Genomic DNA, 24,918 nt, shown 5'->3' on the forward strand with positions numbered 1-24,918 from the left:
CGGCGGGCTCCGCCGCACCGCGGACGCTCGCGCTGCGTGGGGGCCGCGCCGGCGACCGGGCAGCGGGCGGTCAGGACGTGGCGGGAACCGCCGTGTCGAGGCCGCGCGTGGCGACGAGCTGTGCGCTGCCGTCGCCCAGACGGTAGGAGAGCCCCACGATGCCGAGGCGTCCGTCGGCCACCCGGTCGGCCAGGACCCGGGAGCGTTCCAGCAGCAGGTCCACCGTCTGCTCGATGTGCTCGGCCAATATCTCCTCGGCGCTCTCACGTCCGGCGGCACGGGCCGCCAGCACGCTCGGCGTCACCCGCTCGACGACGTCGCGGACGAAGCCGCCCGGCGTCTGTCCGTCCTCCAGGGCGGAGCAGGCCGCACCGACGGCGCCGCACGAGTCGTGGCCGAGGACGACGATCAGGGGTGCGTTGAGGACGGCCGCGCCGAATTCGATGGAACCGAGGACTTCCGTCCCCGCGACGTGTCCGGCGGTGCGCACCACGAAGAGGTCGCCCAGGCCGCGGTCGAAGATGATCTCGGCGGCCAGCCGGGAGTCGGAGCAGCCGAACAGCACGGCGAAGGGCTGCTGGGACGGTGCGGTCTCGGCGCGGCGGGCGGCGTCCTGGTTGGGGTGCTCGGGGGTGCCGGAGACGAAGCGCTGGTTGCCGGCCATGAGCAGTTCGAAGGCGTCACGGGGTGTCGGCGGCGGAATGTCAGTCATGGAGCGAAGGCTACGGCCGGTCTCGCACACGCGCTCGACCGGGGGGTCCACGGGTGGCGGCGGGCGCAGCCTGCGCGCGGGGCCGACCGGGCGGTGGGGACGGGTCAGGGGCGCCCACGCCGGCGGACTCGGGCCGGCGGGCGCTCGGGCCGGTACAGGGCTTCCGGCGGGACGGGCAGGCGCGGCTCCAGCGGGCTCCGGTCGAGCACGAGCCTGCCCAGCCCCGTCAGCGCGTCCGCCCCGAGCAGGCCCAGTACCGCGTCGAAGGCCCCGTACAGGCTGCCGCTGTCACCGACCAGCAGGACACAGTTCCGCCGTGCGAACTCCCCCACCGGGAACACGGGCTCCCCCGCCGCCCGGCTCCACGTGCCGACCCAGCCCAGAATGTCCGCGCCGCCGCAGATGTCGATGTCGTCCCGGCTCTCGCCGGAACCGTCCCGCGGATCGGCGAACTCCAGATGCAGTCCACCGTACTCAGCCAGGAACTCCGCTGCCGCGCGCGGCGGCGGCCCGTACTGCTCCACCATGTCCGGCCTGGGGCCCGGTCCCGCGCTCCGACCGGGCGTCCACCCCGCCTCACGCAAGACCCGCGTGGCCGCCGCACGGTACTCCTCGTGGCGGGGGGCGGCACCGAGGGGTGGTACGCGCTGCGGGTCAGTGCTCATGGTCCGGCTCCGGTCGATCTGCGGGATGTGGCGGTCGCTCCGACGGGACGGCCTTCAGTCGTAGAAGAAGAGTTCGAGGTCCTCCACGGATCCCGGACCGGTGAGGAACCCCTCGGCCTTCGCGATCTCGCCTTCCGGTGGCAGCTCACCCTTCAGGAGCTGCCGCATCCAGAGCTCTCCCTGCTCGCCGACCGCGTAGATGCCGGACAGCAGCTCGGCCATGCCCGCCGGGTGCGGCGGGTTGCGCCCGGCGACCGGCTGGAGCACCCATCCGCCCGACCGGGCCGCGAGTCGCAGCACCCCGGCCCAGTTCGCGATCCTCCCGATGCGCACGTGCCAGGAGTCCTCGGTGAACGGGGCCAGCCGCCCACCGCTGAGAGAGTTCGTCGCGGCCCTGATGTCCTCGATGACCCGCCGCTCCACGGCGTCACGGATCCAGCGCCCCTCCTGCGCTTCCTCGATGGCGGCTTCCCACCACTTCCACCCGCCGTCGAGCCGGTCCGCGAACGTGTCCACCCGGACAGACTTCCACACACGCTGCCAGGCGCCCCGGCAGGTGAGGCCGTCGTCCAAGGGCGTCACCGGGTGAAATCGGACGCGTCGGGTGAGGTGCCGAAGGGCCCCGGAGCCTCTTGAGGTCCGTCCTTTCCCATACGCGCTCCTGGGTTTCGCTGCGACGTGGCCGGGTCTCGCTCTGCCGGGTGGCCCCGATTGCCGTCACCGTCGAGGGAGGACCGGTCGAGAGAAAGGCACGTCTTGGCAACATCCGCGATGCCCTCACCGCACAACACCTTGATCACTTGGCAACGCCGCGTACTGCTCCGCTTCGTCGCAGTCGTACAAGGCAAACTCGCCCGCCATCCCTTCCGGCCGGACGTCGCGCTGCGCAACGCCTCCATGAGGGCGGCCCACAGGCGCGGCGCGGCGAAGGCCGACCTGATGCGTGTCACGGGACTCTCCGCACAGACCGTCGCCAAGGCCCTGGCAGGCAAACCGACGGAGCAGTAGCGCACGCGAGCGGAGCGACCGGTGTCGTGGGAGTCGGGGAGGCCGCAGCCTCTCAGGGTGTTGCCGCCGCCGCTGGAGGTGGTGACGGCACATCGCCCGGCTTCCTCGACGCCCCGTGGAGTGCCGGGTCCGGTGCGCATCAGCTCGATGCGAAGCCTTCCGGGGGAGCATGGCCGTCCGTCCACCAGATCCCGAGCTGTTGGCGGACCAGGAGCCAGCCCTGGTCGGGGTCGCGGCGGAACTCCCAGTCGTAGGGGCCGCCCATGGAGTAGGGGGCGGAGGTCCGTCCGGGGGCGGTGACGGCGACGAACCACATGTAGCCGATGCCGGTCGCCGCATCGCCGGCCACGTCGAAGTGCAGGTTGAGCAGGTGGTGCTGCATGCTCGGGAAGGGCGCTTCGGCTTCCTCCACCCGGGCGCGGACCGCCGCCCTCCCCCGGATCGTGCCCCAGGGGCCGAACTCCAGGACGGCGTCCTCGGCCCAGCAAGCGGCCCAGCCCGCCCAGTCCTTGCGGTCCAGGGCGCGCCAGCCGCGGGTCATCAGGGCGTGGAGCGCCTCCTTGTCCTCGAGCACCCGCAGCCTGCGCGTCAGGGCGTCCGGGTCCCTGTCGGCCGTGTCGCACCGGGAGCAGGAACGCTCGGCCCGCGTCACTGGGCGCTCGCGGAAGGCCGGACCAGGATCTCGTTGACGTCCACCTCCGGTGGCTGGGACACGGCGTACGCGATCGCGTCCGCGATGGCGCCGGCCGGTAGGGCGACCTTGCGGTAGTTGCGCATGGCCTCCCGGGCGGTCGCGTCCGTGAGGTGGTCGGCGAGTTCGGACTCGGTCACGCCCGGGGAGACGACGGTCACCCGGACGTCGCCGGCGGACTCCTTGCGAAGGCCCTCGCTGATCGCGCGGACGGCGAACTTGGTCGCGCAGTAGACGGCGGCGGTGGGCGTCACCTCGTACGCCCCGACGGACGCGACGTTCACGATGTGGCCGCCGCCCTGGGCGCGCATCACCGGGAGGGCTGCGGCGATCCCGTGCAGCACCCCCCGCAGGTTCACGTCGATCATCCGGTCCCATTCCCTGGTCCGGGCCTCCGCCAGCGGCGAGAGCGACATGATGCCGGCGTTGTTGACCAGCACGTCCAGCCGCCCGTAGAGGTCGGGGGCAGCGTGGACGAACGCCTGTACGTCGGCGGCGTCGGTGACGTCCAGCCGCCGGGCGGTGGCCGTGCCGCCGAGGGCGGTGAGCTCCGCGGCGAGCGCGTCGAGACGCTCGGTGCGGCGTGCTCCCAGGAGCACGCTGTGGCCGTCGGCAGCGAGCCGGCGGGCGGTCGCCTCGCCGATCCCGCTGCTCGCTCCGGTGACGGCGATGACTTTCGCGGCGGGGATGTTCATGTCCGGTTCCTTGCCTTCCCTCGGTGGTTCCCTCGGTAGGGCACCGAGTCTGGGCCGGGGTCCGGCCGCCGCCCAGGCCGCACGGTGCCCGGGTGCGGCACACCCAGGCACCGCCGGAGCCGGTCGCCTAGCCTGGGGCGGTGAGCGAGAACCACCTGGGGGACTTCCTCCGTGCGCGCCGCGCCGCCGTCGGCCCCGGCGACGTCGGGATGGCGCACCACGGCATGCGCCGGGTCGCCGGGCTGCGCCGCGAGGAAGTCGCCGTACTGGCCGGGGTGAACGCCGACTACTACACCCGGCTCGAACAGGGGCGTGAGCGGCGCCCCTCGGCGCAGGTGGTGGAGGCACTGGGCCGCGCCCTGCTGCTGGACGCCGACACCGTGGCGCATCTGCACCGGCTCGCCGGCAGCGTGCCGGGCCGTCCGAGCCCGGCCGCGGCGAGCCGGGTGGGTCCCGCCCTGCGCACGCTGATCGACGGCTACCGCGACACCCCGGCGTTCGTCACGGGCCCCACCCTCGACATCCTGGCCGCCAACGCCCTCACCGAAGCCCTGTACTCCCCCTTCGAGCGGGCGGACAACCTGGCCGCGATGGTCTTCCTGGACCCGGCCGGCCGCTCCTTCCACACCCGGTGGGACCGGACGGCCGAGGCCGTCGTGGGCCATCTGCGCGAAGCGGAGGGCCTGGACCCCCGCAACGGGCGCCTTCGTGCCCTCGTCGGGGAACTCAGCGCACGCAGCCCGGACTTCGCCCGGCTGTGGAACACGCACACCGTGCGCGGCAAGACCCGCGCGGCCAAGCACTTCCTCCACCCGGACGTCGGGCACCTGCACGTGACCTACCACGCCTTCGACGTCCGCGAAGCCCCCGGACAGCAGCTGATCGTCTACCACGCCGACCCCGACAGCCCGAGCTTCGAGGCCCTCCGCCTGCTCGGCGGCGATCGGCGCGCCCTGCGCCTCGTCCGCGACGGCCTCTAGGGTGGGACGATGCAGATCATCGTGGTGAGCGGGCCCTCGGGATCAGGAAAGACGACCGTCGCGCGCATCCTGGCCCGGAGCGGACCCTCGCCCAGCGTGCACCTGCACACGGACGACTTCTACGCGGCGATCCAGCAGGGGGCGCTGGCGCCCTACCTGCCGGAGGCTCACGAACAGAACCGGACGGTGACGGGGGTGATCGCCCGAGCCGCCGCCGGCTACGCCGCCGGGGGCTACCACACCGTGGTCGACGGGGTGGTCGGGCCGTGGTTCCTGGAAGCGTACGAGAAGGCGGCGGAGGCCGCAGGTGTCGGACTGGTCTACGTGGTGCTGCGGCCCGACCGGGAAGTCGCACTGGAGCGCGGGACGTCCCGCCCGGGGCACCCGCTCACCGACCGGCAGACCCTCAACGGGATCTACGACGGTTTCGCCGACCTCGGCCCGTACGAGAAGAACGTCCTGGACTCCACCGGCCTGACCGCCGAGGAGACCGCAGAGGCCGTGCTCGGACTCGGTGGGACCGCCGACCGCCGCCTGCCGTAGCGGCAGCCCTGGCTGTCCGCGGTCGTTCAGGCCTTCCTGAGCAGTCGGGTCGCCGCGCGGCCGAACATGAGGCGGCCCGCCCGGTTCAGGACGCCGTCGAAGAGGCGGGGCAGGAAGCGGACGCGCAGTTCCTCCCGCCACACCACCCGGCTGCCGCCCGCCGGCCCCGGTCGGACCTCGATCTCCGCCCAGCCCAGGACGACCCGGCCGCGCTTCTCCAGGCGGCACATGCCCGGCTCGTCGCCCACCGGCGGCCGCCAGACCGTCACCTCCATGACGTCGTCGACGGCCACCGGCCCGACGCCCGACCGGGCCACGAAACGCGTTCCCTCGTGGGTCGGCTCCGCGGTGAGCACCTCGATGCCGGTCAGCGGCACCACCTCGGCGTGGCGGGGCCATTGCGTCAGCCTGCGCCACGCCTCCTCGGGGGCGAGCGGGGACGTGCGTTCGAAGGAAAAGGCGGCCACGGCACGATCGTACGGAATCGGCGCCGTCCGCTGCGCGTGCGAGGCGGCTTCGGGACGGGATCAGAAGGCGGGCGCCCTCGGCACACAGGGAGCTGCCGGGGCCGACGGGTCCAGGGCCTGTGTGACCAGTCCGATCGCACGCGGGCTGTACGACATGCTCAGATGGGCGGAGAAGTCGACGAAGCAGCCCTCCTGCAAGGTGACGTTGTGCACCGTCGCTCCGGGGCCCGCCGTCATGAACGTGCTCTGCCAGGGGGTGGTGATCTCGTCGTACTTGGTGGCGATCACGGTGTAGTCGACCCCGGGAACGGTGTCGCCGTCGGCGTTGAGCTCCTTGATGAACTCGGACTTCTCGTACTGCTGGACGCCTGCCACCCCGAGGGTCTTCTCCCCGAGCTCCTGCATGTGGATCACGTCGGCGAGGGTCTCGATGCCGCTCATGGTGGTGCCGTGGTTCGTGGCGCCCAGTTGGACGACCTTCTTGACCTTGTTCTTCGACGGGTCGGCCGGGGTCGCCCCTCCGTCGGCCTTGAGGTACCAGCGGGACAGGGTTCCGCCCTGGGAGTGGCCGACCAGGTCCACCTGGGCGGAGCCGCTGGCGGCGAGCACCTTGTCCACGAAGGCGGCGAGCTCCTTCGAGGACTTCCTGATGTCTCCGTAACCCTTGACGGTGGGGGCGACGGCCACCCCGGCGTCGTCGGTGTCGCCGAAGTCGAGGGCGTAGACGCAGTAGCCCTGGGCCTTCAACTCGGGGGACATGCGGGCCCAGTTGTTGTAGCGGTTCTCGTAGGTCCCGTGGACCAGGACGACCGGGCGCGGGTGGGCGGCGCCGGGACGGCAGTTCCAGTCGTTGGCGCCCGGCGGATCGATGTCCAGGTGGAGGATGGAATGGACCATGGCGGGAAAGAAGTTGTCCTGCTCGGGTCCGGTCTCCGCCGCCGCGGACGTGGAGGTGGCCAGGACCGTCGCCGCGGCGGCGGCACAGACGGCGCTGACGTATCCGGGTGTGTGCAAGACGGTTCGCCTCACGAGTCCCCCTGAGAGAAGCATCTCATCGATTGGATAGCGGCAGTATCCAATAGGCGTGGACCATTCGACAGGGGGACGGGCGAGATGGCCGAAACGGACCCTTCGCACGGCACCCGCCCCGACCCGCCGTCCACCGGGTACGGCGGGCTTACGCCGTCAGGTCGCGGCGGCGCAGGGCCGCCAGGCCGGCCGCCGTCAGGGCCGCCGCCAGGGCGGTGAGGACCAGGAGCGGCACCGGCTCCCAGCCTCCGGGACCGGGGAGCCTCGGCAGGTGGGCGAAGGGCGAGAGGTCCAGCAGCGGTCGCGGCAGGTCGAGGGCGGGGCCCAGCCAGCCCAGGGCCAGCGCCGCACCCGCCACCGCCCAGGACACGGCCGCGTACCGCGGAACCGCCCCGTACAGCAGGGCGGCCAGCCCGCCGAAGACCCACACCGCCGGGAGCTGCGCCAGGCAGGCTCCCACCGTGGCGGTCGTACCCCCGCCGCGCCCGAGGCCCAGTCCGAGCCCGGCCAGGAGCAGGATCAGGGCCGGGCCCGCGCAGGCGACGGCCAGGTGGCCCCCGGCCCAGCGCAACCGGCCGACGGGCTGCGCGAGCAGCGGCTCGGCGCGCTGCGAGGTCTCCTCGCCGTGCAGCCGCAGGACGCAGGAGACGGCGAACAACGCGGCGGCCATGCCCAGCAGCCCCGCCATCGCGGCGAGGAAGGCCTCGGTCAGCCCGCTCCGCCCGCCCATCCGCTCGATGATCTCCCGGGTGCGCCCGTTGCCGCCGACCACCTCGGCGACCCCGTCCGCCATGCCCCCGAAGGCCACCCCGGCCGTCAGGAAGCCCGCGCTCCAGCCGAGTACGGCCCCCCGCTGGAGGCGCCGGGCCAGTGCCCCCGCCGAACCGAGCCGCCCCTCGGCCGGGCCCGGCCGGGCGGGCAGGAAGCCCGTGCCCAGGTCGCGGCGGCCCGCCAGTGCGTAGGCGGCGGCCACCAGCGCCACCGCCCCGGCCGCGAACAGCCCGAGCACCCACCAGCGTTCACCCGCGAAGGCCCGTACGTTCTCCAGCCAGCCCAGCGGCGAGGCCCAGGTCAGGGCCGACCTGCCGTCGGGGGCTCCCGCGTCGCCCGCCGCCCGCAGTACGAACGCGGCCCCCAGCACGGCCGCCGCGAGTCCCCTCGCGGCCCGGGCGCTCCCGGTCAGCTGGGCGGCGACGGCCGCCACGGCCGCGAACACCAGCCCCGCCCCGGCGGTGCCCAGTCCGAGCGCGAGGGCCCCGGCCGCACCCTGCCCCGCGAGGCCGCCCGCGATCAGCAGCGCCACGGCCACGTCGGCGGCCAGCGCCGCCAGGAGGGCGGCCGTCAGCGGGGCCCGGCGGCCCACCGCCCCGGAGCAGAGCAGCTCGTGACGGCCCGTCTCCTCCTCCTCGCGGGTGTGCCGCACGACGATCACCAGGCTCATCACCGCGGCGAGCACCGCCCCGAACACCCCGGCCCGCCAGGCGGTGAGGGCCCCGAGGGACTCGCCGGACACCGGCCCGTACAGGGCCCGCATCGAGCCGTTGGCGTTCATCGCGGCGGCGACGGAGGCCCGTTCGGCGCCGGTGGCGTACACGGCGCCGAGGGCGCGGGGCATGCTCACCACCAGCAGCCCGGCCACCAGCACCCAGCCCGGCGCCGTGACCCGGTCGCGGCGCAGCGCCAGCCGCAGCAGCGTCCCGGTGCCGGTCAGCGGCCCGTTCACCGCCCGCTCACCCCGTCCGGCCGGCCCTCCGGGGCGTAGTGGCGCAGGAAGAGTTCCTCCAGCGTGGGCGGGGTCGCGGTCAGCGAGCGGACGCCCGAGGCGGTGAGGGCGCGCAGGACGGCGTCCAGTCCGCCGGTGTCGGCCTGGAGGCTGATCCGCGGCCCGCGCACCTCGACGTCGTGGACGCCGGGCAGGTGCGCGATGCCGTTCGGCGGTCCGGCGAGCTCGGCGGTGATCGACGTACGGGTGAGGTGGCGCAGGGCGGCGAGGGTGCCGCTCTCCACGGTGCGGCCGGCGCGGACGATGCTGACCCGGTCGCAGAGGGCCTCGACCTCGCTGAGCAGGTGCGAGCTGAGCAGGACGGTGCGGCCGGCGTCCCGGGCCCCGGTCACACAGTCCCGGAAGACCTCTTCCATCAGCGGGTCGAGCCCGGAGGTGGGCTCGTCGAGGACGAGGAGTTCCGCGCCGGAGGCGAAGGCCGCGACCAGGGCGACCTTCTGGCGGTTTCCCTTGGAGTAGGTGCGGCCCTTCCCGGTGGGGTCGAGTTCGAACCGTGCGACCAGGTCGTCCCGCCGGGCCCGGTCGAGGCCGCCGCGCAGGCGTCCGTACAGGTCGATGACCTCGCCGCCGGTGAGGTCCCGCCAGAGGGTGACGTCGCCGGGGACGTAGGCGACGCGGCGGTGGAGGGTGACGGCGTCGGCCCACGGGTCGCCGCCGAGCAGGGTGGCGGTCCCGGCGTCGGCGCGCAGCAGGCCGAGCAGGATCCGCAGGGTGGTGGACTTGCCGGCGCCGTTGGGGCCGAGGAATCCGTGGACCTCGCCGGTCGCGACGTCGAGGTCGAGCCCGTCCAGGGCACGGGTGCGGCCGAACGCCTTGCGGAGCCCGGCGACGCTGATGGCCTTCGTCATGGTTCCGAACGTACGCTCATTTCACAAAGTTGTGAAGATAGCGAATCGCGTAAAGTCTCGGATGTGACGATGGACGACGACGGAACCAGGGACGGGGAAGCGGTCTCCCGCTTCGTGGAGCGGTTCGCCGCGCAGCTCACCGAGGCGGGCATGCAGCGCATGGCCGCCCGGGTCTTCGCCTGCCTGCTGGCCAGCGACAGCGGCGCGATGACCTCGGCGGAGCTCGGCGCGGCCCTGCGGATCAGCCCGGCGGCGGTATCGGGGGCCGTCGCCTACCTGGCCCAGGTCAACATGGTCAGCCGGGAGCGCGAACCGGGCTCCCGCCGGGACCGCTACGTGCTCCACAACGAGCTCTGGTACCAGACCTTCACCCGCCGCGACCAGGCCCTCGCCCGTTTCGAGCAGACCCTGCGCGAGGGCGCGTCGGGCCTGGGCAGGGACACCCCGGCGGGGGCGCGGGTGGCGGAGACGGCGGCGTTCTTCGCGTTCCTCGAACAGGAGATGCACGGCGTGATGGACCGCTGGCGCGCCCACCGGGCCACCCTCGGCCTCCCCTAGCCGGGCCCCGTCGCTTCGACGCGTTCCAGACGTGTTGGGCCGGTACGCCTACATCGCGGCCCCGAGCCGCTGGTAGAACACCTGCCGGGAGCGTCGGGCACGGGTGACGAGGCCGGCCCGGTGCAGGATCTGCAGGTGGTAGGAGACGGTGGCCGGGCTCAGGTAGAGCCGCTGGGCGATCTCCGTCGTGGAACGCGGTTGGCTCAGCTCGGCCAGGAGCTTGCGCCACATCTCCCCGATCAGCGGGTGGTCCTGGGCGGGCGGAAGACAGTCGACCTGCGCGGCGGGATAGACGATGAGCGGAGTGCGCGGCTCCGGCGTCCCGGACGGTTCCCCGGCGCAGAAGAGGGCGCAGTCGACGAAGACGCTCGGCGTGAGGATCACCCCTTCCGCGTCCAGCGTCAGCTGGTGGGCGCTGTCCGGGCCGGGGTGGACGAGCAGTTCGCCGTCGCGCCATTCCAGGTTCGGGGCCAGCCGGTTGAGGGCCTCGGCGAGGCCGTACTGGGCGATCTCGGAGGCGCGGGTGGTGACGTCGGCTTCCAGCCGGGCCCGGATGGCCGGCCACGAGGGCTTCAGTGCCGATTGCCAGAACCGCCCCATCTCGTCGGCGAGTCGGTGCGCGAAGTGCTCCTCCCCCCGGTCGAGGGCCTGCAGGAGCCGCCGCGGCGCCGAGTGGCCGGAAGCGGGATCCCAGGAGTGGCCGTTGACGGCCCCGGCCAGCTCGTGGCGGACCTGTTCCTGCGGGGTCGTCGCGATCTGGTGCAGCGCGGTGTCGATGTCGGTCAGGAAGGCCGCGGGTTCCGGCCGCAGGAAGTCCGGGGCGCAACCGAGGGGGCCACCGCCGCCGACCACGGCCAGCAGCCCGAGCCGGTGCCGGGTCAGCGCGTCCGTGGCCCTGGCCCGCCAGGGCGGGGCCAGGGTTCCCGGGCTGAAGCAGACGAGGCGGAGCAGGTCCTTGGCCGAGCCCACCGGTGAGACCGCGAACCTCACGCCCCCAAGTCCCCGGGCGCCCAGGCGGATCCGGATCACACGCGTTCTCCCTTCGCCAGTCCCTTCGAAAGAAATCGAATCATTCGACCGGTCGATCGGCGTGGCATTTCCTGGATTCACCGCACAGACCGACCCCGGAAGGAATCCAGGACCCGTGACCGTTCACAAGAAACTGGCCACCGTCGCGGCCGTCGCCACCGCCGTGGCAGCCCTCACCGCCGGTGCCACGACAGCGGCATCCGCCCAGGCCGCCGAGCCCGCCACCCACCACGTGGCCTGGGAACAGGGCCAGGCGCCCGGCGCCCGGGCCGGCTCCCTCGCCGCGGGCGTCTACGTCCGGATCTACAGCCTGTACCGGGCGACTCCGGGCCAGTGCCTGGACGCCGACGCCAACGCCGGCGGCAACGGCACCAAGGTCCAGGTGTGGGGCTGCAACGGCACCACCCAGCAGGAGTGGCTGCTGTCCAGCGACGGCAGCCTGCGCAGCGTACGGTTCCCGGGCATGTGCCTGGACGCCGACACCAACGGCGGCGGCGGCAACGGCACCCGGGTGCAGCTGTGGCAGTGCAACGGCACCACCCAGCAGCAGTGGTACCACCCCTCCGGGGACCTGGCCATCTACAACGTCCGCTTCAACAACGGCAACAACACCGTGCTGGACCGCGACACCAACGTCCCCGGCAACGGCGCCCGGGCCCAGCTGTGGGGCAAGAACTTCCAGTCCCAGCAGTGGTGGGACGTCCGGACCGCGTGACGCCTCCGACGCGTCTCGACACGACAGGGAGGGAACACGCATGAACGCAGTGGAACGCACCCGCAGGAAGCTCGGTGCGGGGGTCGCGGGGCTCGCCTCCGCGATCGCGTTGGCGGCGGGGGTGGCGCCGGCCTCGGCGTCGGCACCGACCGCGATCGCGTCCTCCTCGCTCAGGGACGGGGAGATCGTGGAGCTCTGGAACTACAACAGCCAGCACTGCCTGTCGGTCGGCGCGGGGAGTACGGCGGGCGGGGCCGGGATCATCCAGTGGTCCTGTTACGGCGGCGCCGAGCAGTACTGGGGCCTCTACCCCATGCCGAACTCCGGTGGCGGCTACGAGCTCGTGAACAAGAACAGCGGCAAGTGCCTCGCCGATCCGGCGAGTTCACCGAACGCCGGCGTCCAGCTGATCCAGTACGGCTGCGACAACGGGGCGGAGCAGACGTGGTACTTCGACCGGAACCCGGACACGGGCTTCGCCCAGATGCGGAACCGGGCGAGCGGCCTGTGCGCCGCGGTCGGCGCGTCGAGCACGACGCCGGGCGCCCCGGTCGTCCAGTGGCCCTGCTACGGCGGCGCCGAGCAGCGGTGGACGACCTCCGCCTGACCGCCGACCGGCCGGCCACCGGAGGCCGTTGACCTACGTCTCGCGGCTTCGTCCCCCCGGAGCCGCGAGACGGGGCGCCGGGCAGAGCCGGCCGACCTCTACGGCTTGGTTGGTACGGCTGCCCTGGCAGCCCGCTCGATCTTCGCGAAGCGGGCGGCGCGGGCTTCCTCGTCGATCGGCTGCTCGTGTTCGGCGCGCAGCCCGGTCCGGCCGTCGACGCCCTCGCGCAGGATGTCGGCGTGCCCGGCGTGCCGGACGGTCTCGCCGAGGACGTGGACCATGACGGCGAAGAGGTTCGTGTTCGGATGCGCCTCCGGCCACCAGGGCACGTGGCCGGGGGCGTCGAGGGAGAGCTCGCCGATCGTCGCGTCCGAGTGCTCCCACGTCCGGCGGTAGAACGCGGCGATCTGCTCGGGCGTCTCGTCCTCGGCCGCCCACTGATCGCTGCCGTCGGAGTCCTGCCACCGGCACAGCGGCTCCGGGGAAGGACGACCGAAGACCTCGCCGAAGTACCTGGCCTCGACCGTGGCCACGTGTTTGACCAGGCCGAGGAGGTTGGTCCCGGTCGCTGTCAGCGGGCGGCGCGCGTCGTATGCGCAGAGGCCGTCGAGCTTCCACAGCAGCGCCTCGCGGTCCCGCCGCAGCCTCTTGTGCAGGTGGTCCTTGGCGCATTCATCGATCATGCGGCACGAGCCTGCCACGGGCGGCTCTCGGTCTCAAGATCCCTTGAACGGTCCGGCGCCCGGCCCGTCGCAGCGCGGAGTGGACCAGCCAGCCCGCGGCGGCGCCGACCGCGTACCAGGCCAGGTCGGGCGCGTTGAAGGTCGAGCCGAGCACGAGACGGGCGAGGGTGCTGCGCCGCGAGAGCTCCGCGGGCAGCGGACCGAGCTGGAGGAACTCCACCGCCCAGCAGGCGGCCAGCGCGATCGTGGCGGCCCGCGCGGGCGACAGCCGCGGGGCGCAAGCCACGGTGAGCGTCAGAAGCAGGACCGTGTAGAGCGCGTCCCCGCCGGACTTGGCCGACTCCCCCGCCGCCACCGCCCTGAGCCCCAGCCCGGCGACGACGGTCACCGCGGCGGCGGCCAACGCCGCCGCGCGGGTGCGGGCCGACCGGGCGGTGGCGCGGTCCGATGCGGCGGGGTCCGGGCGCTGTGGGTCGGGGTTCGTGGGTGCGGAGGACATCGGGCCATGGTGCCGGATGCCCGAGGCGGGCCTGACGGGGGCCGGCCCATCGCCAGGCGTCGAGCGTCGCGCCGGCATGGGGGCGCTGACACGACGCACCCGGCTCCCTCATGCCCTGCCGGCGGTGGGCCTGATGCTGACGCGGCGGCTGTAGCGCTGCAGGGCCAGTTGGCCGTCGTGGGGTTCTCCCGCGTAGGTCTCCAGCATGGTTCCGAGTTCCACGACGCGCAGGGCCCCCGCACGGAAGAATTCGGTGGCCAGGGCTACCGTGTCGCTCCCTGCGGCGTGGAGGCCCACGGTCTGCAGGTAGCGCCGCATCGGGTGGAGGACCCGCACGATGTCCTCCCGCGGCAGGGGCTTGACCCACACCGTGCCGAACAGCGGGGAGGCCGTGAGTGCGGACCGGGTGTCCGCGAGGACGTGCCAGGAGCCGTCGGGTGCGCGGAACGTGCGCGTGAGGCCCAGGTGCTCCTCCAGGTGAGCGACCGTGACCACGTTGGTGATCTCCGCCTGCTCGGCGGTCTCCCTGGGCAGCGCGGGGAAGCCGGCCGCCTCCTGCGACAGTGCGTCCGCGAGGGCCCCGGCTTCGGCGAAGAGGGCCTGCCGGTCGGCCGTGTCGACGTAGACCACCTGCGGACTGGTGCAGGTGCGCTGGCCGTTGCGCAGGATGTCGCGGGCCAGGGCCCGCAGCGCCCCCTCGTCCTGGCGCGCCCCCGTGCGGTCGAGGTAGGCGAAGGAGATCTTGGGACCCCATTCGACCAGTCGGCATCCCGGCGGCAGGAACCGTGCGACCCCCTCGACCGCCTCCTCCGTGCCCCAGACCGCCACCGCGTCGGCCGGACGGCACAGCTCCCGCAGCCAGGCGGTGTCGCGGGAGGGGAAGCGGAGCACCACCAGCCGGCCGCGCAGCTGTCCGGACGGGTCGGCGTCGGCCAGGGCGGCCAGCGCGTGCTGGGTGAAGAGGCCGTCCCTGCCGCTGGTCTTGACGATGTTGACGTTGCCGGCGAGGAGCCCTTCGACCACGCTCAACACGCCGCCCACGGCCACGTTCCTCGGGGCGATGTGGACCAGGGTGCCGATCGGCTGCCACAGTTCGAGCGCGTCCTGCGCGAAGTGCGCCGCGACCGGGCGGTGCGGGGCCGTGCCTCCGAGTTCGGCGACCAGCTGGGCGCCCAGCGGCTCGGGGGCCAGGGCCGCGGCGAGGCCGGCGAGTGCGAGCTCCGCGTCGGCGGCGGGCAGGGCCGTGGTGACGGGGTCGGTGAGGTCGGCGAACAGCCGGCGGTAGGTGTCGCCGTCCCGGTCCGCGAGGAGGGCGGCGAGCCTCCCGCACGCCGCCAGGACGTGCTCGGCGTGCAGCGGGCCCGGCAGCGCGGGCAGGATGCCGCCCAGTCCGCCGAGGCGGCGGCCGGCCTCCTGCTCGTCGACCCACTCCCCCTGCCAGTAGTACGGCGTGGTGCGCGGGACGGTCTTCACCGGACCTCCAGGAGTTCTGCGGCCGCGACGGCGCAGTTGCGGTTGCGGCGCACGCCGGCCCGGCCGTGGACCTCGAACCACGGTGTGGCGATCCCGCAATCGCCCGGCGGGTGCAGGGTGCCGAGGTCGGCCATCAGGATCGAGTGGGCGGGCAGCGCGGTGATGAAGGGCGAGACGAACTGCAGGTAGCCGGGGACGCCGTGGCCCACCGGTTCCAGGGTGCGCACGTCACGCACGACGCAGCGGGACCAGACCGGTACGTGGAAGTGGTGCGCGGCGCACTCGATGTACGGCAGGCAGTGCTCGACCGATCCGTAGCAGTCCCGGATCCGCTCGTCCGCGATGCCGAGCCGGCGCCCGATCGTCTCGCGGAACTCGATCCGGCCGATGGACCGGTCGGCCTGGCCCTTCCAGCCGCCCCCGGTGATCACCAGGGATCCGGCCGGCAGGTCCAGGGAAGGAACGCCCATCGTCTCCATCCGTTCGAGGACGGCGTGCAGCAGGGCGGGGAAGCCGACGATCCGTACGGGCTCGTCGCGCGCGGCGAAGTCGAGGAGGGCGTCGACGGAGCCCGTCGGGTTGAACTCGTGTCCCTCCCCGGTGTTCCGCAGCGCGTGGACGGCGGACGCCACGGGAGCGAAGTCGCACAGTTCGTTGAGGCCGTGTGCGGCGCCCACGGTGAGGCGCGGGTCGGGCTCGTGGCCGAGGACCAGGTAGTTCGCGGGGCGTTCGACGTCGATGAGTCCGAGTGCCTTCATGGTCCAGGCGTCCATGCGCTGGGCGGATCCTATGGACCACGCGTCGAAGCCGATCTCGGTCTTCTGGCCCCCCGTGCCGGAGGAGGTCAGGCGCAGGGCCTTGGCGTCGTCGTCGATGGAGCTGAGCGCGTGCCGCTTGAACAGGTTGACGTGGATGTAGGGCAGGTCGGTGATCCGGTCGATGCCGCCGATCCGCTCCGCCTCCGCGCCCTGCCACAGGGCCCCGTACAGCGGGTTGCGCACGGCGTGCCAGGTGTTGATCTCCTGCATGGCCTCGACGAAGAGGGAGTCGGCGGCCGCGTCGCCGCGGAAGGGGTCGTCGATGTCGCACAGCTCCTGTACCCGGGGCAGTGCGACGGGGTCCGGTACGCGGAGGGGGCGGAAGTACTTTCCGAGGGTGGGCAGTCGCCGGGTCAGTTCGGCGTCGGAGGCCCCGGCGGGGGCGCCGGGGGCGGAGGCGGTGGGCATGGCGGTCCCTGCTGGTCGTGGTGGACGTGCGTCCCGGCGCGGGGAGGGGCCGGGCGGTCGGCGCTCAGGCATGCCCGTACGCGGTCCGTCGCAGGTCGCGGGAGTGGAGACGGCGTGGCGGGGCGAATTTGATCCGGTACTTGGACGGTCGGCCGGAGCCGGTCTCGGCGAGGCCGGGGACCGCCCGCCTGAACCAGTCCGGTAGGGGCGGGGTGACGGGCTCCGGTGCGGCCGGCCGCGGCGAGATGCCGAGGAAGCGCAGGGCGTTGCCCGCGAGCTGCTGGTGGACCGTCTCCGGGTCGAGTCCCGCGTCGCGGAGCCATCCGGGGAGGTTGCGCGGGAGGTGGTCGTAGCCGACTCCGCCGAACTCGGCCAGCTGGGTGCGCGTGCAGACGTCGTGGGAGTGGGTCAGGCGGTCTCCGTAGCCGAGCTCGATGAGCCGGAGCAGGGCGCGGAGCCGTTCGGTGTCCTTGGGCATGCGGACACGGCCGTACTGGTGCTCGTCCCCCCAGATGTCGAAGGCGATGTGGCAGCCGCGGTCGAGGAGGGAGGTGAGGAGCGGGATGTCGGCCGGGCCGCGGACGTCGAGGTGGCACAGGCTGATGCGCGCGGGGTCCACGCCGTGCCGTTCGAGGATGTCCAGCGAGGCGGCGCCCTCGGGGTGCCAGGGGTGCAGGTGCACGAAGACGGGTGCGCCCGTGCGCCGGTGGGCCTGCGCGGCAGCGATGAGAGCGGTGGTCTCGCACTCGGTGACCGGGCTGCCGGTACCGATCTCGCCGATGACGCCGGCGGGGTGGTCGGGGTCGGTCAGGGCGGCGACCATGGCGTCCGCCAGCTGCTCGGGCGTGGCCCGGCGCAGGGAGTCGGGCCAGGAGCCGTCGATGTACGGGCCGCACCCCGCGATGATGTCGACGCCGGTGCGTGCGGAGACCTCGGCGAGGCGTCGCGGGTCGCGGCCCGTGGTGTCCGGGGTGAGGTCGACGAGCAGGGGACGGGGGGAGGCCTCGGCCAGCCGGGTCAGCTCGCGGACCGCCAGCTCCATGTCGTCCAGGACGAGGTTGTCCGGGCAGGCGAACGGGTTCTGCCGGACGAGTTCCAGGTTGCCGGCGTGCACGCGCTGGTCCCCCAGCACGTCGTGGAGCGGGTCGTCCGAGTCCAGCCAGCAGCGCAGGTCGATGAAGACGTGTTCGTGCGCGAGCACGGTGTCGTAGGACGACGCGGGGGTGGTGCCGCGTACCGTTCGGGGTGTCCAGGTGGGCACCGGTTCTCCCGTCGCGTTCATGCGCCGGCCTCCGGGGTCGCGTATATGGCCTCGTACGCCTCGGCGCAGGCGCTGCGGAATCCGTCGTCGGAGGTCAGGTCACGACGCCGGGGCCGGCTGAGGGGAACGGTGATCTCGCGCCGGACGCGGCCGGGGGTTCCGCTCATGACGAGGACGCGGTCGGAGAGGTAGACGGCCTCTTCGATGTCGTGCGTCACGAACAGGACGGTCAGCCTGTGGCGTTCCCACAGGCCGGTCAGCAGGTCCTGCATGACGCGCCGGGTCAGGGCGTCGAGGGCGCCGAACGGCTCGTCCATGAGGAGCACTTCGGGCCGGTAGGACAGGGCCCTGGCGATCGCGACCCGTTGCTGCATGCCGCCCGACAGCTGGTCCGGGTGGGCGTCGGCCCGATCGCCCAGGCCGACCTGGGTCAGCAGGTCGGCGGCTTGGGCCCGGCGCTCGGCGCGGGAGAGGCCGGGCTGGTCGCGCAGGGCGAACTCGACGTTCTGCAGGGCCGTCATCCACGGGAACAGCGTGTACTTCTGGAAGACCATGCCGCGGTCGCGGCCCGGGCCCCGGACGTGTTGCGCGCCGAGGGTGACGGTGCCCGTGGTGGGGGTGACGAGGCCGGCGACGACGCCCAGCAGCGTCGATTTGCCGCACCCGGAGGTGCCGACGAGCGAGACGAACTCGTTGTGCCCGATGTCGAGGTCGAGGGGGGCGACGGCCGTGGTGCCGCCGTACGCGACGGAGACCTGCCGCAGTCGCAGGTGTGCGGTGTCGGAGTGCATTGCCGTCCTTTCAGGCGCGGAGCTCGGCCGGGCGGAACAGCAGGCGCCCGGCGCGGCGCAGGAGCTGGTCGGTGACGAGGCCGACCAGGCCCAGCACCAGGAGGTAGCCGATGATGGTCTCGGTGGAGAGGTAGCGCTGGGCGAGGGTGATCCGGTAGCCGAGGCCCGAGGTGGCCGCGACGAGTTCGGCGACCACGAGCCACGTCCACGCCCAGCCCAGGCTGACGCGCAGGGAGTCCCAGAGGGCGGGCGCCGAGGCGCGCAGTACGATCCGCCGCAGGATCCGCGCGTGTCCGAGTCCCAGGGTGCGGCCCACGTCGACGAGCTCCCGCGGTGTGCGCCGCACGTTGTCCGTGAACAGCAGGACCTGCTGGAAGAAGGTGCCGATGACGATGATGAGGAACTTCTGGCCGTCGTCCGTGCCGGCCCAGAGGATCGTCAGCGGCACGAAGGCGACGACGGGCATGTAGCGGATGAAGTCGACGACGGGCTCGACGCAGGCGGCCCAGAGCGGGAAGCGTCCCATCAGGATGCCGAGCGGCAGGGCGGCGAGGGTCGCGAGGGCGAAGCCGACGCCGACGCGGTAGACGGACACCCCCAGGTCCTCCCAGAGCTCGCCGCCGGCCGAGAGGTCCGCGAGCCGTGCGAGCACGGCGTCCGGGCCGGGGAGGAAGATCCGGTCCACCCAGCCGGTGGCGGTGCTCGTCCACCACGCGCCGAGCAGGACGAGGAACGCCGCGACGGAGAGGGCCGCGGGCGGCACGCGGCGGGTCCGCGCCGTGGGGGGCGGCGCGGGCGCGGCCGGTTCGCCGGGCGGGCGGACCGTGGTGGTCTCCTTCTGGTCCATGAGGTCGGTCACCGGGTCGCCCCGCTCTCCAGGTAGCGGTCGTCGACCGCGGAGCGGGCGTCGACGTCGCGCTGCAGGAGGCCCGCTTCCTTGGCGGCCGCGGCGACGTCGGGGAGGACGGAGGCGGCGTAGGTGCCCTTGAGCTGTCCCGCGTTCTCCGCGCGGCCGTAGTACTTGATGCCGTCGAACGCGGTGCCGAGCTGACCGGGGTCGGCTCCGATGCCGCGGGCCATGGTGTTCCGGGCGGAGGGCGGATCGGCCGCGTAGGCGTCGATCGCGGCGTTCCAGGTCTTCACCAGTGCGGCGACCTGGCCCGGCTTCTTGCCCAGGACGTCGCCGCGGACGACGAGGACGTCGGAGATGAGCCCGGGCTTCTCGGCGGCGGAGTACACCTGGCGGGCTTCTGGCTGCTTCGCGCGGGCCGCCGAGAGGTAGGGCTCGTAGGTCACCGCCGCGTCCACCCTGCCGGCGGCGAAGGCACTTCCGGCGTCCGTGGCGGACATGGGCACCCGCTGGACGTCGTCGAGGGACATGCCGTTGTGGCGCAGCCCGTAGCGCAGCAGGATGTCGCTGGTCGTGCCCTCCTCGTAGGCGACCCTCTTGCCCTTGAGGGCCTTGATGTCCGTCGTGCCGGAGGACGCGAGGACCGCGTCGGCCGTGAGGCTGACGTCCTCGAGCATGACGATGCGGATGTCGACGCCGGCGGCGATCAGGTTGAGCGCGGTGTGCGACGACACGTTGGCGCCGTCGATCTTCCCGCTGGCCAGGGCCGCGTTGAGCTGGTCGTCCGAGGTGAAGTTCACCTGCTCCAGGGCGGTCCCGTGCTCCTTCGCCAGGCCCTTGTCCTGGGCGATGTACCACGGGGCGTACCCGATCCAGGGCTGGGTCCCCAGGCGGAAGGTGCCGGGCTCCGGAGAGGCGGGGATGGTCACCGGCCCGCTGGAGCGCTCCGCTGCGCCTGCGCCGCATCCTGCGGTGAGGACGAGGGAGACCGCGAGCAGCGCGTGGGCGGTGCGGTGCTGGAGGAAGGACATGCGGGGGACTCTCCAAAAGAGGGGTCAGGTGGTGACGGGTCGGCGCTCGGCGCGCACCGCCAGGGGAACGGCCGCACCGGCCAGGAGCATCAGGAGCCCGAAGACCAGCCATCCGGTTCCGCCGAAGCCGATGATGAGGCTCGTCGCGGCCACCGGGGTGAGTGCGGAGCCCAGTTGGGAGGTCATGCCGAAGAACCCCTGGTACTGCCCGTGGGCGCCTTCCGGAGCGAGTTCGTACGACAGCGCCCAGGCGCCCGCGCTGTAGAGGAGTTCGCCGAGCACGTGGACGGCGGTGCCGGCGACGAGCAGGACCACCGCCAGGCCCAGGGGCGCGTCCCCGGACCAGGCGAAGAGGGCGCAGCAGGTCAGCAGGGCGATGCCGGCGAGCCGGGAGGTGCGGGCGGCCCCCCGCACGTCGGAGGCCCGCTTGCTCACCCGCACCTGGAACAGCACCACGCCCAGCGTGTTGATCAGGAGCAGCACGGCGTAGAGCGAGGGGGGTGCCGCGGTCCGCTCGCTGATCCAGAGGGGCAGCGCGACGGTGAGCAGCCCTACGTTCAGGACGAGTGCGACGTTGAGCAGTCCGATCAGGGCGTAGCGGCGGTCGGCGAAGACCGCCCAGGGGGAGGAGCGCACGTGCCCTCCTCCGCCGGTGAGCGCGGGCAGCCGCATCTGGAGCAGGCCTCCGGCGGCGAACAGGATCCCGCTGGCGACGAGCCCCCAGGCCTGCGCGGACCGGGCGCCGCCGGCCAGGACGGCGCCACCGCCGAGGGCGCCGGCGGCGATTCCGGCGTTCGTCACCGAGCGCAGGTAGGCGCGGGCCCGGACGCGCTCGGCGCCCTCGGTGATGCCCGCGACCACCGCTCCGAACGCCGCACCGCCGGCCGACTCCGCCACGCCGGCGAGGACCGCGACGACGACGAAGGACCCGAAGCCGTGGACGGACACGAAGGCGCAGGTGACGACGCCTTGCACGAAGAAGAAGGCGGAGGAGACCTCCCGGGGGCCGAACACGTCGGCGAGGTGTCCCGCGGGGACGCTCGCCGCCATGGCGGCCACCGCGGCGACGGTCATGCCGATCCCCACGAGGCGGACCGACATCCCGTCCGTGTGCGCGAAGTACAGCACGCTCAGGGTGAAGAAGAGGCCGTGGCCCACCGAGCGTATGAGGGTGGCGGCCGCGAGCACGCGCACGCTGGGCGAGCGCGGCAGAACCTGCGTGGGGAATCGCACGATGTCCTACTTTCCTGTCCGGCGGGGCCTGGTCAGATCTGCCCGAGCAGGCCGAGGTCGTCCAGCAGGTCCCGGGTCCGCGTCCAGTGGGCGCGGGCCTCCTCCGCCCGGGTGCCGTGCAGGAAGGCGAGCCAGTCGCCGCCCGAGGCGTAGGAGGTGGAGGTGCCGTCGGCGAAGCGGACCGCGGTCTCGACCAGGAAGTCGCGGACGCAGAACAGGTCCGTGGCGTACGACATCGGGTAGGTCTCGCCCGGGAGCAGGGTGCCGAAGTCGATGGCCCAGCCGTCCGCCTCGCGGCGGCGGCGGGTGAACTCGTTGCACACCAGCGTCACCACGGAGCCGCTCGTCACGCCGGCCGCGTCGGCGACGGCGGTCAGGGTGCCTCCGGTCTGCACGCAGTCGTCGACGACGAGCACGCGCTCCTTGTGGCCGGGGAGCACGACCTCCAGGGCGGATCCGTCCCTGCTCAGCACGTGGTGTTCGGAGAAGAACGCGTCACCGGAGTCGGAGAGGATCTTGGCGGCGGGCACGTCGACGCGCCCGGCGAGCCGGTGGCCCTGCTGTTCGAGCTGGTCGGCGAAGCGCCTGCCCCCGGAACCGATGACGACGGCGACGTCGTGTGCGGGCAGGGTGGGGGTACGGGCCAGGAATTCGGCCAGTGCGTGGTCCCAGCTGATGAGCTCGACGGCGATGTGGTCGAGGTCGATGAGTGCGGCCACGTTCAGCACGCAGCGGCGTACCGCTCCGACCGCCCGGGCCACCGCGTCCGGGCCGAGTTCCCGTGCCCGCGGCAGGGTGGGGATCAGCCCGGTGAGATCGTCGAGGAGGTAGACGTTGCGCAGCGGTGAGCGGTCCTCGGCCGGGACGGCCGGCTGCTGCTGGGTCGCCGTGGTCATGACTGCTCCGCTTCCGTGGCCGTCGGTGCGGCCTCCTTCTCGTCCTCCATGCGGAACGCGGGCGAGTTCACCGCGAGCATGTGCACCACGGCGTCGCTGCGGTTGAGGCTTCCGTGCGGTACGTGCCGGGGAACCGGGATGACGTCGCCGCGGGTGACGGTGAACTTCTCGTCGCCGAGGTGCATCTCCAGTTCGCCGTCGAGGATGTAGAGGATCTCCTCGCCGTCGTCGTGGACCACCGGTGTGCGCAGCGCTCCGGGCAGGATCTCCAGGAAGTCCATGGAGATCGTGCCGAGGTCGGCCAGGTTGCGCATCCACATCGTCTCGGTCAGCCAGACCTGCTTGTCGTTCACGCGGAGGCACCCCGCAGACGGAGGGCGGCGTCCAGGGCCTTGGGGTAGGCGTCGGTCGTCCACTCCAGCGCCTGCTGGTCGTGGGCGGCGCTCACGAACCACTGCGACAGCCAGCTCGCACGCGGGTTGGGCCGCAGATCGCCCTTGAAGATGTTGACTCCGCGGGCCTGGAGTTCCTGGACGAGGTACCCGTAGAGCTCGGTGTCGGTGGCCAGTGCCTGGGCGTGGGTACGAACGGGGGCGTCCGTGAAGAAGAACTGGAAGACGGAGGTGTCTCCCTGGCACACGGCGGGCACGCCCTTGCGCGCCAGCTCGGCCGCCATGAACTGCTGCAGCTGGGTGCCGTGCTCGGCGATCCGCTGGTAGACCGGCTCGCTCTCCAGGACGTCGAGGACCGCGTGGGCGGCGGCGACCGACACGGAGTTCGCGTCGTACGTGGCCGCCTGGTAGGCGGCGCCGCTGGCGAGCGGCGCCATCGCCTCGGCCGTTCCGGCGCAGATCCCGATGGGGAAGCCGGCGCTGATCGCCTTGCTGTAGGTGACGAGGTCCGCGGTGACGCCGAAGCGTTCCTGCGCGCCTCCCGGCGCGAGGCGGAATCCGGTGATGCACTCGTCGAAGACCAGCAGGGCGCCGACCGCGGTGGCCTGTTCCCGCAGGAAGGCGAGGAAGCCCTCGTCGGCGGGGACGGGCCCGGCGTGGCAGAGCATGGGTTCGCACAGGACGGCCGCGAGCCGGTCGCCGTAGCGCGCGACGACCTCCTGGACGGCCGCGCGGTCGTTCCATTCGACGACGATCATCCGTTCGCCGGCGCCGTCCGGCAGGCCGCTGCCGTACTCCAGATCGGGCACGAAGCGGGAGATCTCCTCGGAGAACCACCCGTGGTAGTGCCCCTCGAACTTCAGGACGAGCTGGCGGCCGGTGGCGGCGCGGGCGGCCCGCAGCGCGCAGTGCACGGCTTCGCTCCCGCTGTTGACCAGGCGTATCGCGTCCTTGCCGGCCAGCTTGGTGATGCGTTCGGCCAGCCGGTACGACTCGTGGGTGCGGTTGTCGCCGACGTTGACGGAGCGGGCCACCTGCCGCTGGACGGCGTCGACGACCCGCGGATGACAGTGCCCGAGCAACTGGGAACAGTTGCCCAGGAGGTAGTCCGTCAGCTTGCCGGTGGCGGTGGTGAGCCAGGGCCCGGAGGCGGAGGTGATGTAGGTGTCGCTTTCACTGAAGCGGCCGGAGAGCAGGTCCATGAGCGGGTCCTTCACTTGTCGGTCGGGGCGGCGGCGGGGACGCGCAGGCGCTGCGAGTGCGCGTGCCGCGGGAACCCCTCGTACGCCGCGAGCGGGTCGATCAGCTGGGAGAGGCGCTCCTGCGCGGACGTGCCGATGCGGGAGATCACCACGGTGCGGCGGAAGGTCTCCGCGGTGACGGCCGAATGGGAGCGTGCCGATCGCCCGGTGGGCAGGCAGCCGGGGGCACCGGTCATGTAGGCGGCCGAGATGCCGGTCCGCTGGCCGACCTGGATCGCGGAGAACGCCGAGACGGACGGCAGGAGTTCCTCGGCTCGCTCGGCGGAGACGGCCAGCTGGATCTGTTCCCCGCCCAGGGTGTTCGCGGTGCGCACGGCGGCGGCCTCGTCCCGGCAGAGCACGATCGTGCCGCACCGCCGCCAGATGGCCGTGGCCTCCTCGTCGGCCGAGATCTCGGCGGTGAACGCGTCGACGACGGACTTCTGCCAGGTGACGAGGACCAGCCGGGGGGCGTGGCCGTGCTCGGACTCGGTCAGCAGGTCGGCGGCCAGGAGGCCGGGGTCGGCCGTGTCGTCCGCCAGTACGGTGCAGTCCGTGGGGCCGAACTGGGGTCCCACACCGATGCCCTGGAGCCCCGCCAGCTGCTGTGCCGCCACCACGTGCGGGCCGCCGGGCCCGACGATGAGCTCCGCGGCGGGCAGGGTGGGGGTGCCGAGCGCGATCGCGGCGATCGTGGTCGGGCCGTTGGCGGCGACGAGGTGCTCGATGCCGGCGCTGCGGGCGATCCAGCAGGCGGCCGGGTCGGGCAGCCCGTCGTCCTCCGGCGGCAGCACGGCGGTGACGCGGGACACCCCGGCGACCTTCGCCGCCACCGCGAGGCCGGCGAGCGTGGAGGGGTACCGTTCCTGTCCGCCCGGCACGTACAGGCACGCGCTGCCGACGGGGCGGCGCTCCAGGCGGGTGGTGATCCCGTCGGCGACGGACACCTCGGCCGGGGGCGCGAGGAAGGCCTCGTTGACGCGGCGGTGCGCGTCCATGCTGGCCCGCAGGC

Annotated in this window: 29 protein-coding genes; 6 read left to right on the forward strand and 23 right to left on the reverse strand. The window is 73.1% G+C overall.

Annotated features, from left to right (window positions below):
* Nucleotides 1–70: 70 nt before the first annotated feature.
* From ACFVXK_RS00525 to ACFVXK_RS00535, 3 genes are all read right to left on the reverse strand, one after another.
* Nucleotides 71–712 (reverse strand): carbonic anhydrase, encoded by a 642-nt coding sequence (locus ACFVXK_RS00525; protein ID WP_389608947.1) that lies wholly within the window; start codon nt 710–712, stop codon nt 71–73.
* A gap of 104 nt (nt 713–816) precedes the next feature.
* Nucleotides 817–1,377, reverse strand: a complete 561-nt coding sequence (locus ACFVXK_RS00530) for an SUKH-3 domain-containing protein (RefSeq protein WP_389608949.1) — start codon at nt 1,375–1,377, stop codon at nt 817–819.
* A 54-nt stretch (nt 1,378–1,431) separates the two neighbouring features.
* On the reverse strand, nt 1,432–1,893 hold the full coding sequence (locus tag ACFVXK_RS00535; protein ID WP_389608951.1) for a hypothetical protein: 462 nt from the start codon (nt 1,891–1,893) through the stop codon (nt 1,432–1,434).
* Between the two features lie 276 nt (nt 1,894–2,169).
* On the opposite strand from ACFVXK_RS00535, the gene ACFVXK_RS00540 reads away from it, so the two are divergent.
* On the forward strand, nt 2,170–2,385 hold the full coding sequence (locus tag ACFVXK_RS00540; RefSeq protein WP_389608952.1) for a hypothetical protein: 216 nt from the start codon (nt 2,170–2,172) through the stop codon (nt 2,383–2,385).
* 139 nt (nt 2,386–2,524) lie between these two features.
* Here the strand turns inward: ACFVXK_RS00540 and ACFVXK_RS00545 are convergent, their stop codons facing one another.
* Both ACFVXK_RS00545 and ACFVXK_RS00550 read right to left on the reverse strand, forming a co-directional pair.
* Nucleotides 2,525–2,959, reverse strand: a complete 435-nt coding sequence (locus ACFVXK_RS00545) for a nuclear transport factor 2 family protein (RefSeq protein WP_389608954.1) — start codon at nt 2,957–2,959, stop codon at nt 2,525–2,527.
* A gap of 74 nt (nt 2,960–3,033) precedes the next feature.
* The gene (locus ACFVXK_RS00550) at nt 3,034–3,771 is read right to left on the reverse strand and encodes an SDR family oxidoreductase (RefSeq protein WP_389608956.1); all 738 of its coding nucleotides are present in this window, start codon (nt 3,769–3,771) and stop codon (nt 3,034–3,036) included.
* Between the two features lie 140 nt (nt 3,772–3,911).
* Between ACFVXK_RS00550 and ACFVXK_RS00555 the strand changes: the two genes are divergently transcribed.
* Together ACFVXK_RS00555 and ACFVXK_RS00560 are read left to right on the forward strand one after the other, a co-directional pair.
* The gene (locus ACFVXK_RS00555; RefSeq protein ID WP_389608958.1) at nt 3,912–4,751 is read left to right on the forward strand and encodes a helix-turn-helix transcriptional regulator; all 840 of its coding nucleotides are present in this window, start codon (nt 3,912–3,914) and stop codon (nt 4,749–4,751) included.
* Nucleotides 4,752–4,760: 9 nt separating this feature from the next.
* Entirely contained in the window at nt 4,761–5,294 is a 534-nt protein-coding gene (locus tag ACFVXK_RS00560; protein WP_389608960.1) for an AAA family ATPase, read from the forward strand.
* A 26-nt stretch (nt 5,295–5,320) separates the two neighbouring features.
* Here the strand turns inward: ACFVXK_RS00560 and ACFVXK_RS00565 are convergent, their stop codons facing one another.
* The 4 genes from ACFVXK_RS00565 to ACFVXK_RS00580 form a co-directional block, all read right to left on the reverse strand.
* Nucleotides 5,321–5,761 carry an SRPBCC family protein gene (locus tag ACFVXK_RS00565; RefSeq protein WP_389608962.1) on the reverse strand — a complete coding sequence of 147 codons (441 nt, stop codon included), beginning with the start codon at nt 5,759–5,761 and terminating at the stop codon, nt 5,321–5,323.
* Nucleotides 5,762–5,821: 60 nt separating this feature from the next.
* Entirely contained in the window at nt 5,822–6,775 is a 954-nt protein-coding gene (locus ACFVXK_RS00570; protein WP_389608964.1) for an esterase/lipase family protein, read from the reverse strand.
* Between the two features lie 163 nt (nt 6,776–6,938).
* Nucleotides 6,939–8,513: an ABC transporter permease gene (locus ACFVXK_RS00575; protein WP_389608965.1), complete on the reverse strand. Its 1,575-nt coding sequence runs from the start codon at nt 8,511–8,513 to the stop codon at nt 6,939–6,941.
* A complete protein-coding gene (locus tag ACFVXK_RS00580; RefSeq protein ID WP_389608967.1) occupies nt 8,510–9,421 on the reverse strand; it encodes an ATP-binding cassette domain-containing protein in 912 nt (303 codons plus the stop codon). Before ACFVXK_RS00580 ends, ACFVXK_RS00575 begins: the two co-directional genes overlap by 4 nt.
* 69 nt (nt 9,422–9,490) lie before the next feature.
* On the opposite strand from ACFVXK_RS00580, the gene ACFVXK_RS00585 reads away from it, so the two are divergent.
* Nucleotides 9,491–9,979, forward strand: a complete 489-nt coding sequence (locus ACFVXK_RS00585) for a GbsR/MarR family transcriptional regulator (RefSeq protein WP_389609025.1) — start codon at nt 9,491–9,493, stop codon at nt 9,977–9,979.
* A gap of 48 nt (nt 9,980–10,027) precedes the next feature.
* On the opposite strand, the gene ACFVXK_RS00590 is transcribed toward ACFVXK_RS00585, so the two are convergent.
* On the reverse strand, nt 10,028–10,969 hold the full coding sequence (locus ACFVXK_RS00590) for an ArsR/SmtB family transcription factor (RefSeq protein ID WP_389608969.1): 942 nt from the start codon (nt 10,967–10,969) through the stop codon (nt 10,028–10,030).
* 154 nt (nt 10,970–11,123) lie between these two features.
* Between ACFVXK_RS00590 and ACFVXK_RS00595 the strand changes: the two genes are divergently transcribed.
* On the forward strand, nt 11,124–11,723 hold the full coding sequence (locus ACFVXK_RS00595) for an RICIN domain-containing protein (RefSeq protein ID WP_389608971.1): 600 nt from the start codon (nt 11,124–11,126) through the stop codon (nt 11,721–11,723).
* 40 nt (nt 11,724–11,763) lie between these two features.
* Entirely contained in the window at nt 11,764–12,330 is a 567-nt protein-coding gene (locus ACFVXK_RS00600; RefSeq protein ID WP_389608973.1) for an RICIN domain-containing protein, read from the forward strand.
* Nucleotides 12,331–12,428: 98 nt separating this feature from the next.
* On the opposite strand, the gene ACFVXK_RS00605 is transcribed toward ACFVXK_RS00600, so the two are convergent.
* The 13 genes from ACFVXK_RS00605 to ACFVXK_RS00665 all read right to left on the reverse strand — a co-directional run.
* Entirely contained in the window at nt 12,429–13,013 is a 585-nt protein-coding gene (locus tag ACFVXK_RS00605) for a DinB family protein (protein ID WP_389608975.1), read from the reverse strand.
* Nucleotides 13,003–13,512 carry a DUF2809 domain-containing protein gene (locus ACFVXK_RS00610; protein ID WP_389608977.1) on the reverse strand — a complete coding sequence of 170 codons (510 nt, stop codon included), beginning with the start codon at nt 13,510–13,512 and terminating at the stop codon, nt 13,003–13,005. Before ACFVXK_RS00610 ends, ACFVXK_RS00605 begins: the two co-directional genes overlap by 11 nt.
* A 108-nt stretch (nt 13,513–13,620) precedes the next feature.
* Nucleotides 13,621–14,985 carry an acyl-CoA reductase gene (locus ACFVXK_RS00615; protein ID WP_389608979.1) on the reverse strand — a complete coding sequence of 455 codons (1,365 nt, stop codon included), beginning with the start codon at nt 14,983–14,985 and terminating at the stop codon, nt 13,621–13,623.
* Complete coding sequence (locus ACFVXK_RS00620) at nt 14,982–16,211, reverse strand: acyl-protein synthase (RefSeq protein ID WP_389608981.1); 1,230 nt, start codon at nt 16,209–16,211, stop codon at nt 14,982–14,984. The genes ACFVXK_RS00615 and ACFVXK_RS00620 overlap by 4 nt, the downstream gene beginning before the upstream one ends.
* A gap of 64 nt (nt 16,212–16,275) precedes the next feature.
* A complete protein-coding gene (locus ACFVXK_RS00625; RefSeq protein WP_389608983.1) occupies nt 16,276–17,493 on the reverse strand; it encodes a phosphotriesterase in 1,218 nt (405 codons plus the stop codon).
* Nucleotides 17,490–18,263, reverse strand: coding sequence for an ABC transporter ATP-binding protein (locus ACFVXK_RS00630; RefSeq protein WP_389608985.1), 774 nt, complete (start codon nt 18,261–18,263; stop codon nt 17,490–17,492). Before ACFVXK_RS00630 ends, ACFVXK_RS00625 begins: the two co-directional genes overlap by 4 nt.
* A gap of 10 nt (nt 18,264–18,273) precedes the next feature.
* Nucleotides 18,274–19,122, reverse strand: a complete 849-nt coding sequence (locus ACFVXK_RS00635; protein WP_389608987.1) for an ABC transporter permease — start codon at nt 19,120–19,122, stop codon at nt 18,274–18,276.
* Entirely contained in the window at nt 19,119–20,144 is a 1,026-nt protein-coding gene (locus ACFVXK_RS00640; RefSeq protein WP_389608989.1) for an ABC transporter substrate-binding protein, read from the reverse strand. The genes ACFVXK_RS00635 and ACFVXK_RS00640 overlap by 4 nt, the downstream gene beginning before the upstream one ends.
* Before the next feature lie 24 nt (nt 20,145–20,168).
* Nucleotides 20,169–21,377 (reverse strand): MFS transporter, encoded by a 1,209-nt coding sequence (locus ACFVXK_RS00645; protein ID WP_389608991.1) that lies wholly within the window; start codon nt 21,375–21,377, stop codon nt 20,169–20,171.
* Nucleotides 21,378–21,409: 32 nt separating this feature from the next.
* Nucleotides 21,410–22,273, reverse strand: coding sequence for a hypothetical protein (locus ACFVXK_RS00650; protein ID WP_389608993.1), 864 nt, complete (start codon nt 22,271–22,273; stop codon nt 21,410–21,412).
* Nucleotides 22,270–22,626: a cupin domain-containing protein gene (locus ACFVXK_RS00655; RefSeq protein WP_389608995.1), complete on the reverse strand. Its 357-nt coding sequence runs from the start codon at nt 22,624–22,626 to the stop codon at nt 22,270–22,272. Before ACFVXK_RS00655 ends, ACFVXK_RS00650 begins: the two co-directional genes overlap by 4 nt.
* Nucleotides 22,623–23,867: an aspartate aminotransferase family protein gene (locus ACFVXK_RS00660; RefSeq protein ID WP_389608997.1), complete on the reverse strand. Its 1,245-nt coding sequence runs from the start codon at nt 23,865–23,867 to the stop codon at nt 22,623–22,625. The genes ACFVXK_RS00655 and ACFVXK_RS00660 overlap by 4 nt, the downstream gene beginning before the upstream one ends.
* 11 nt (nt 23,868–23,878) lie before the next feature.
* Nucleotides 23,879–24,918, reverse strand: a 1,040-nt coding sequence (locus tag ACFVXK_RS00665) for a histidinol dehydrogenase (RefSeq protein ID WP_389608999.1), incomplete at its 5' end; no start/stop codon positions are given.

This window comes from Streptomyces sp. NPDC058157, assembly GCF_042884105.1.
Taxonomy (GTDB): domain Bacteria; phylum Actinomycetota; class Actinomycetes; order Streptomycetales; family Streptomycetaceae; genus Streptomyces.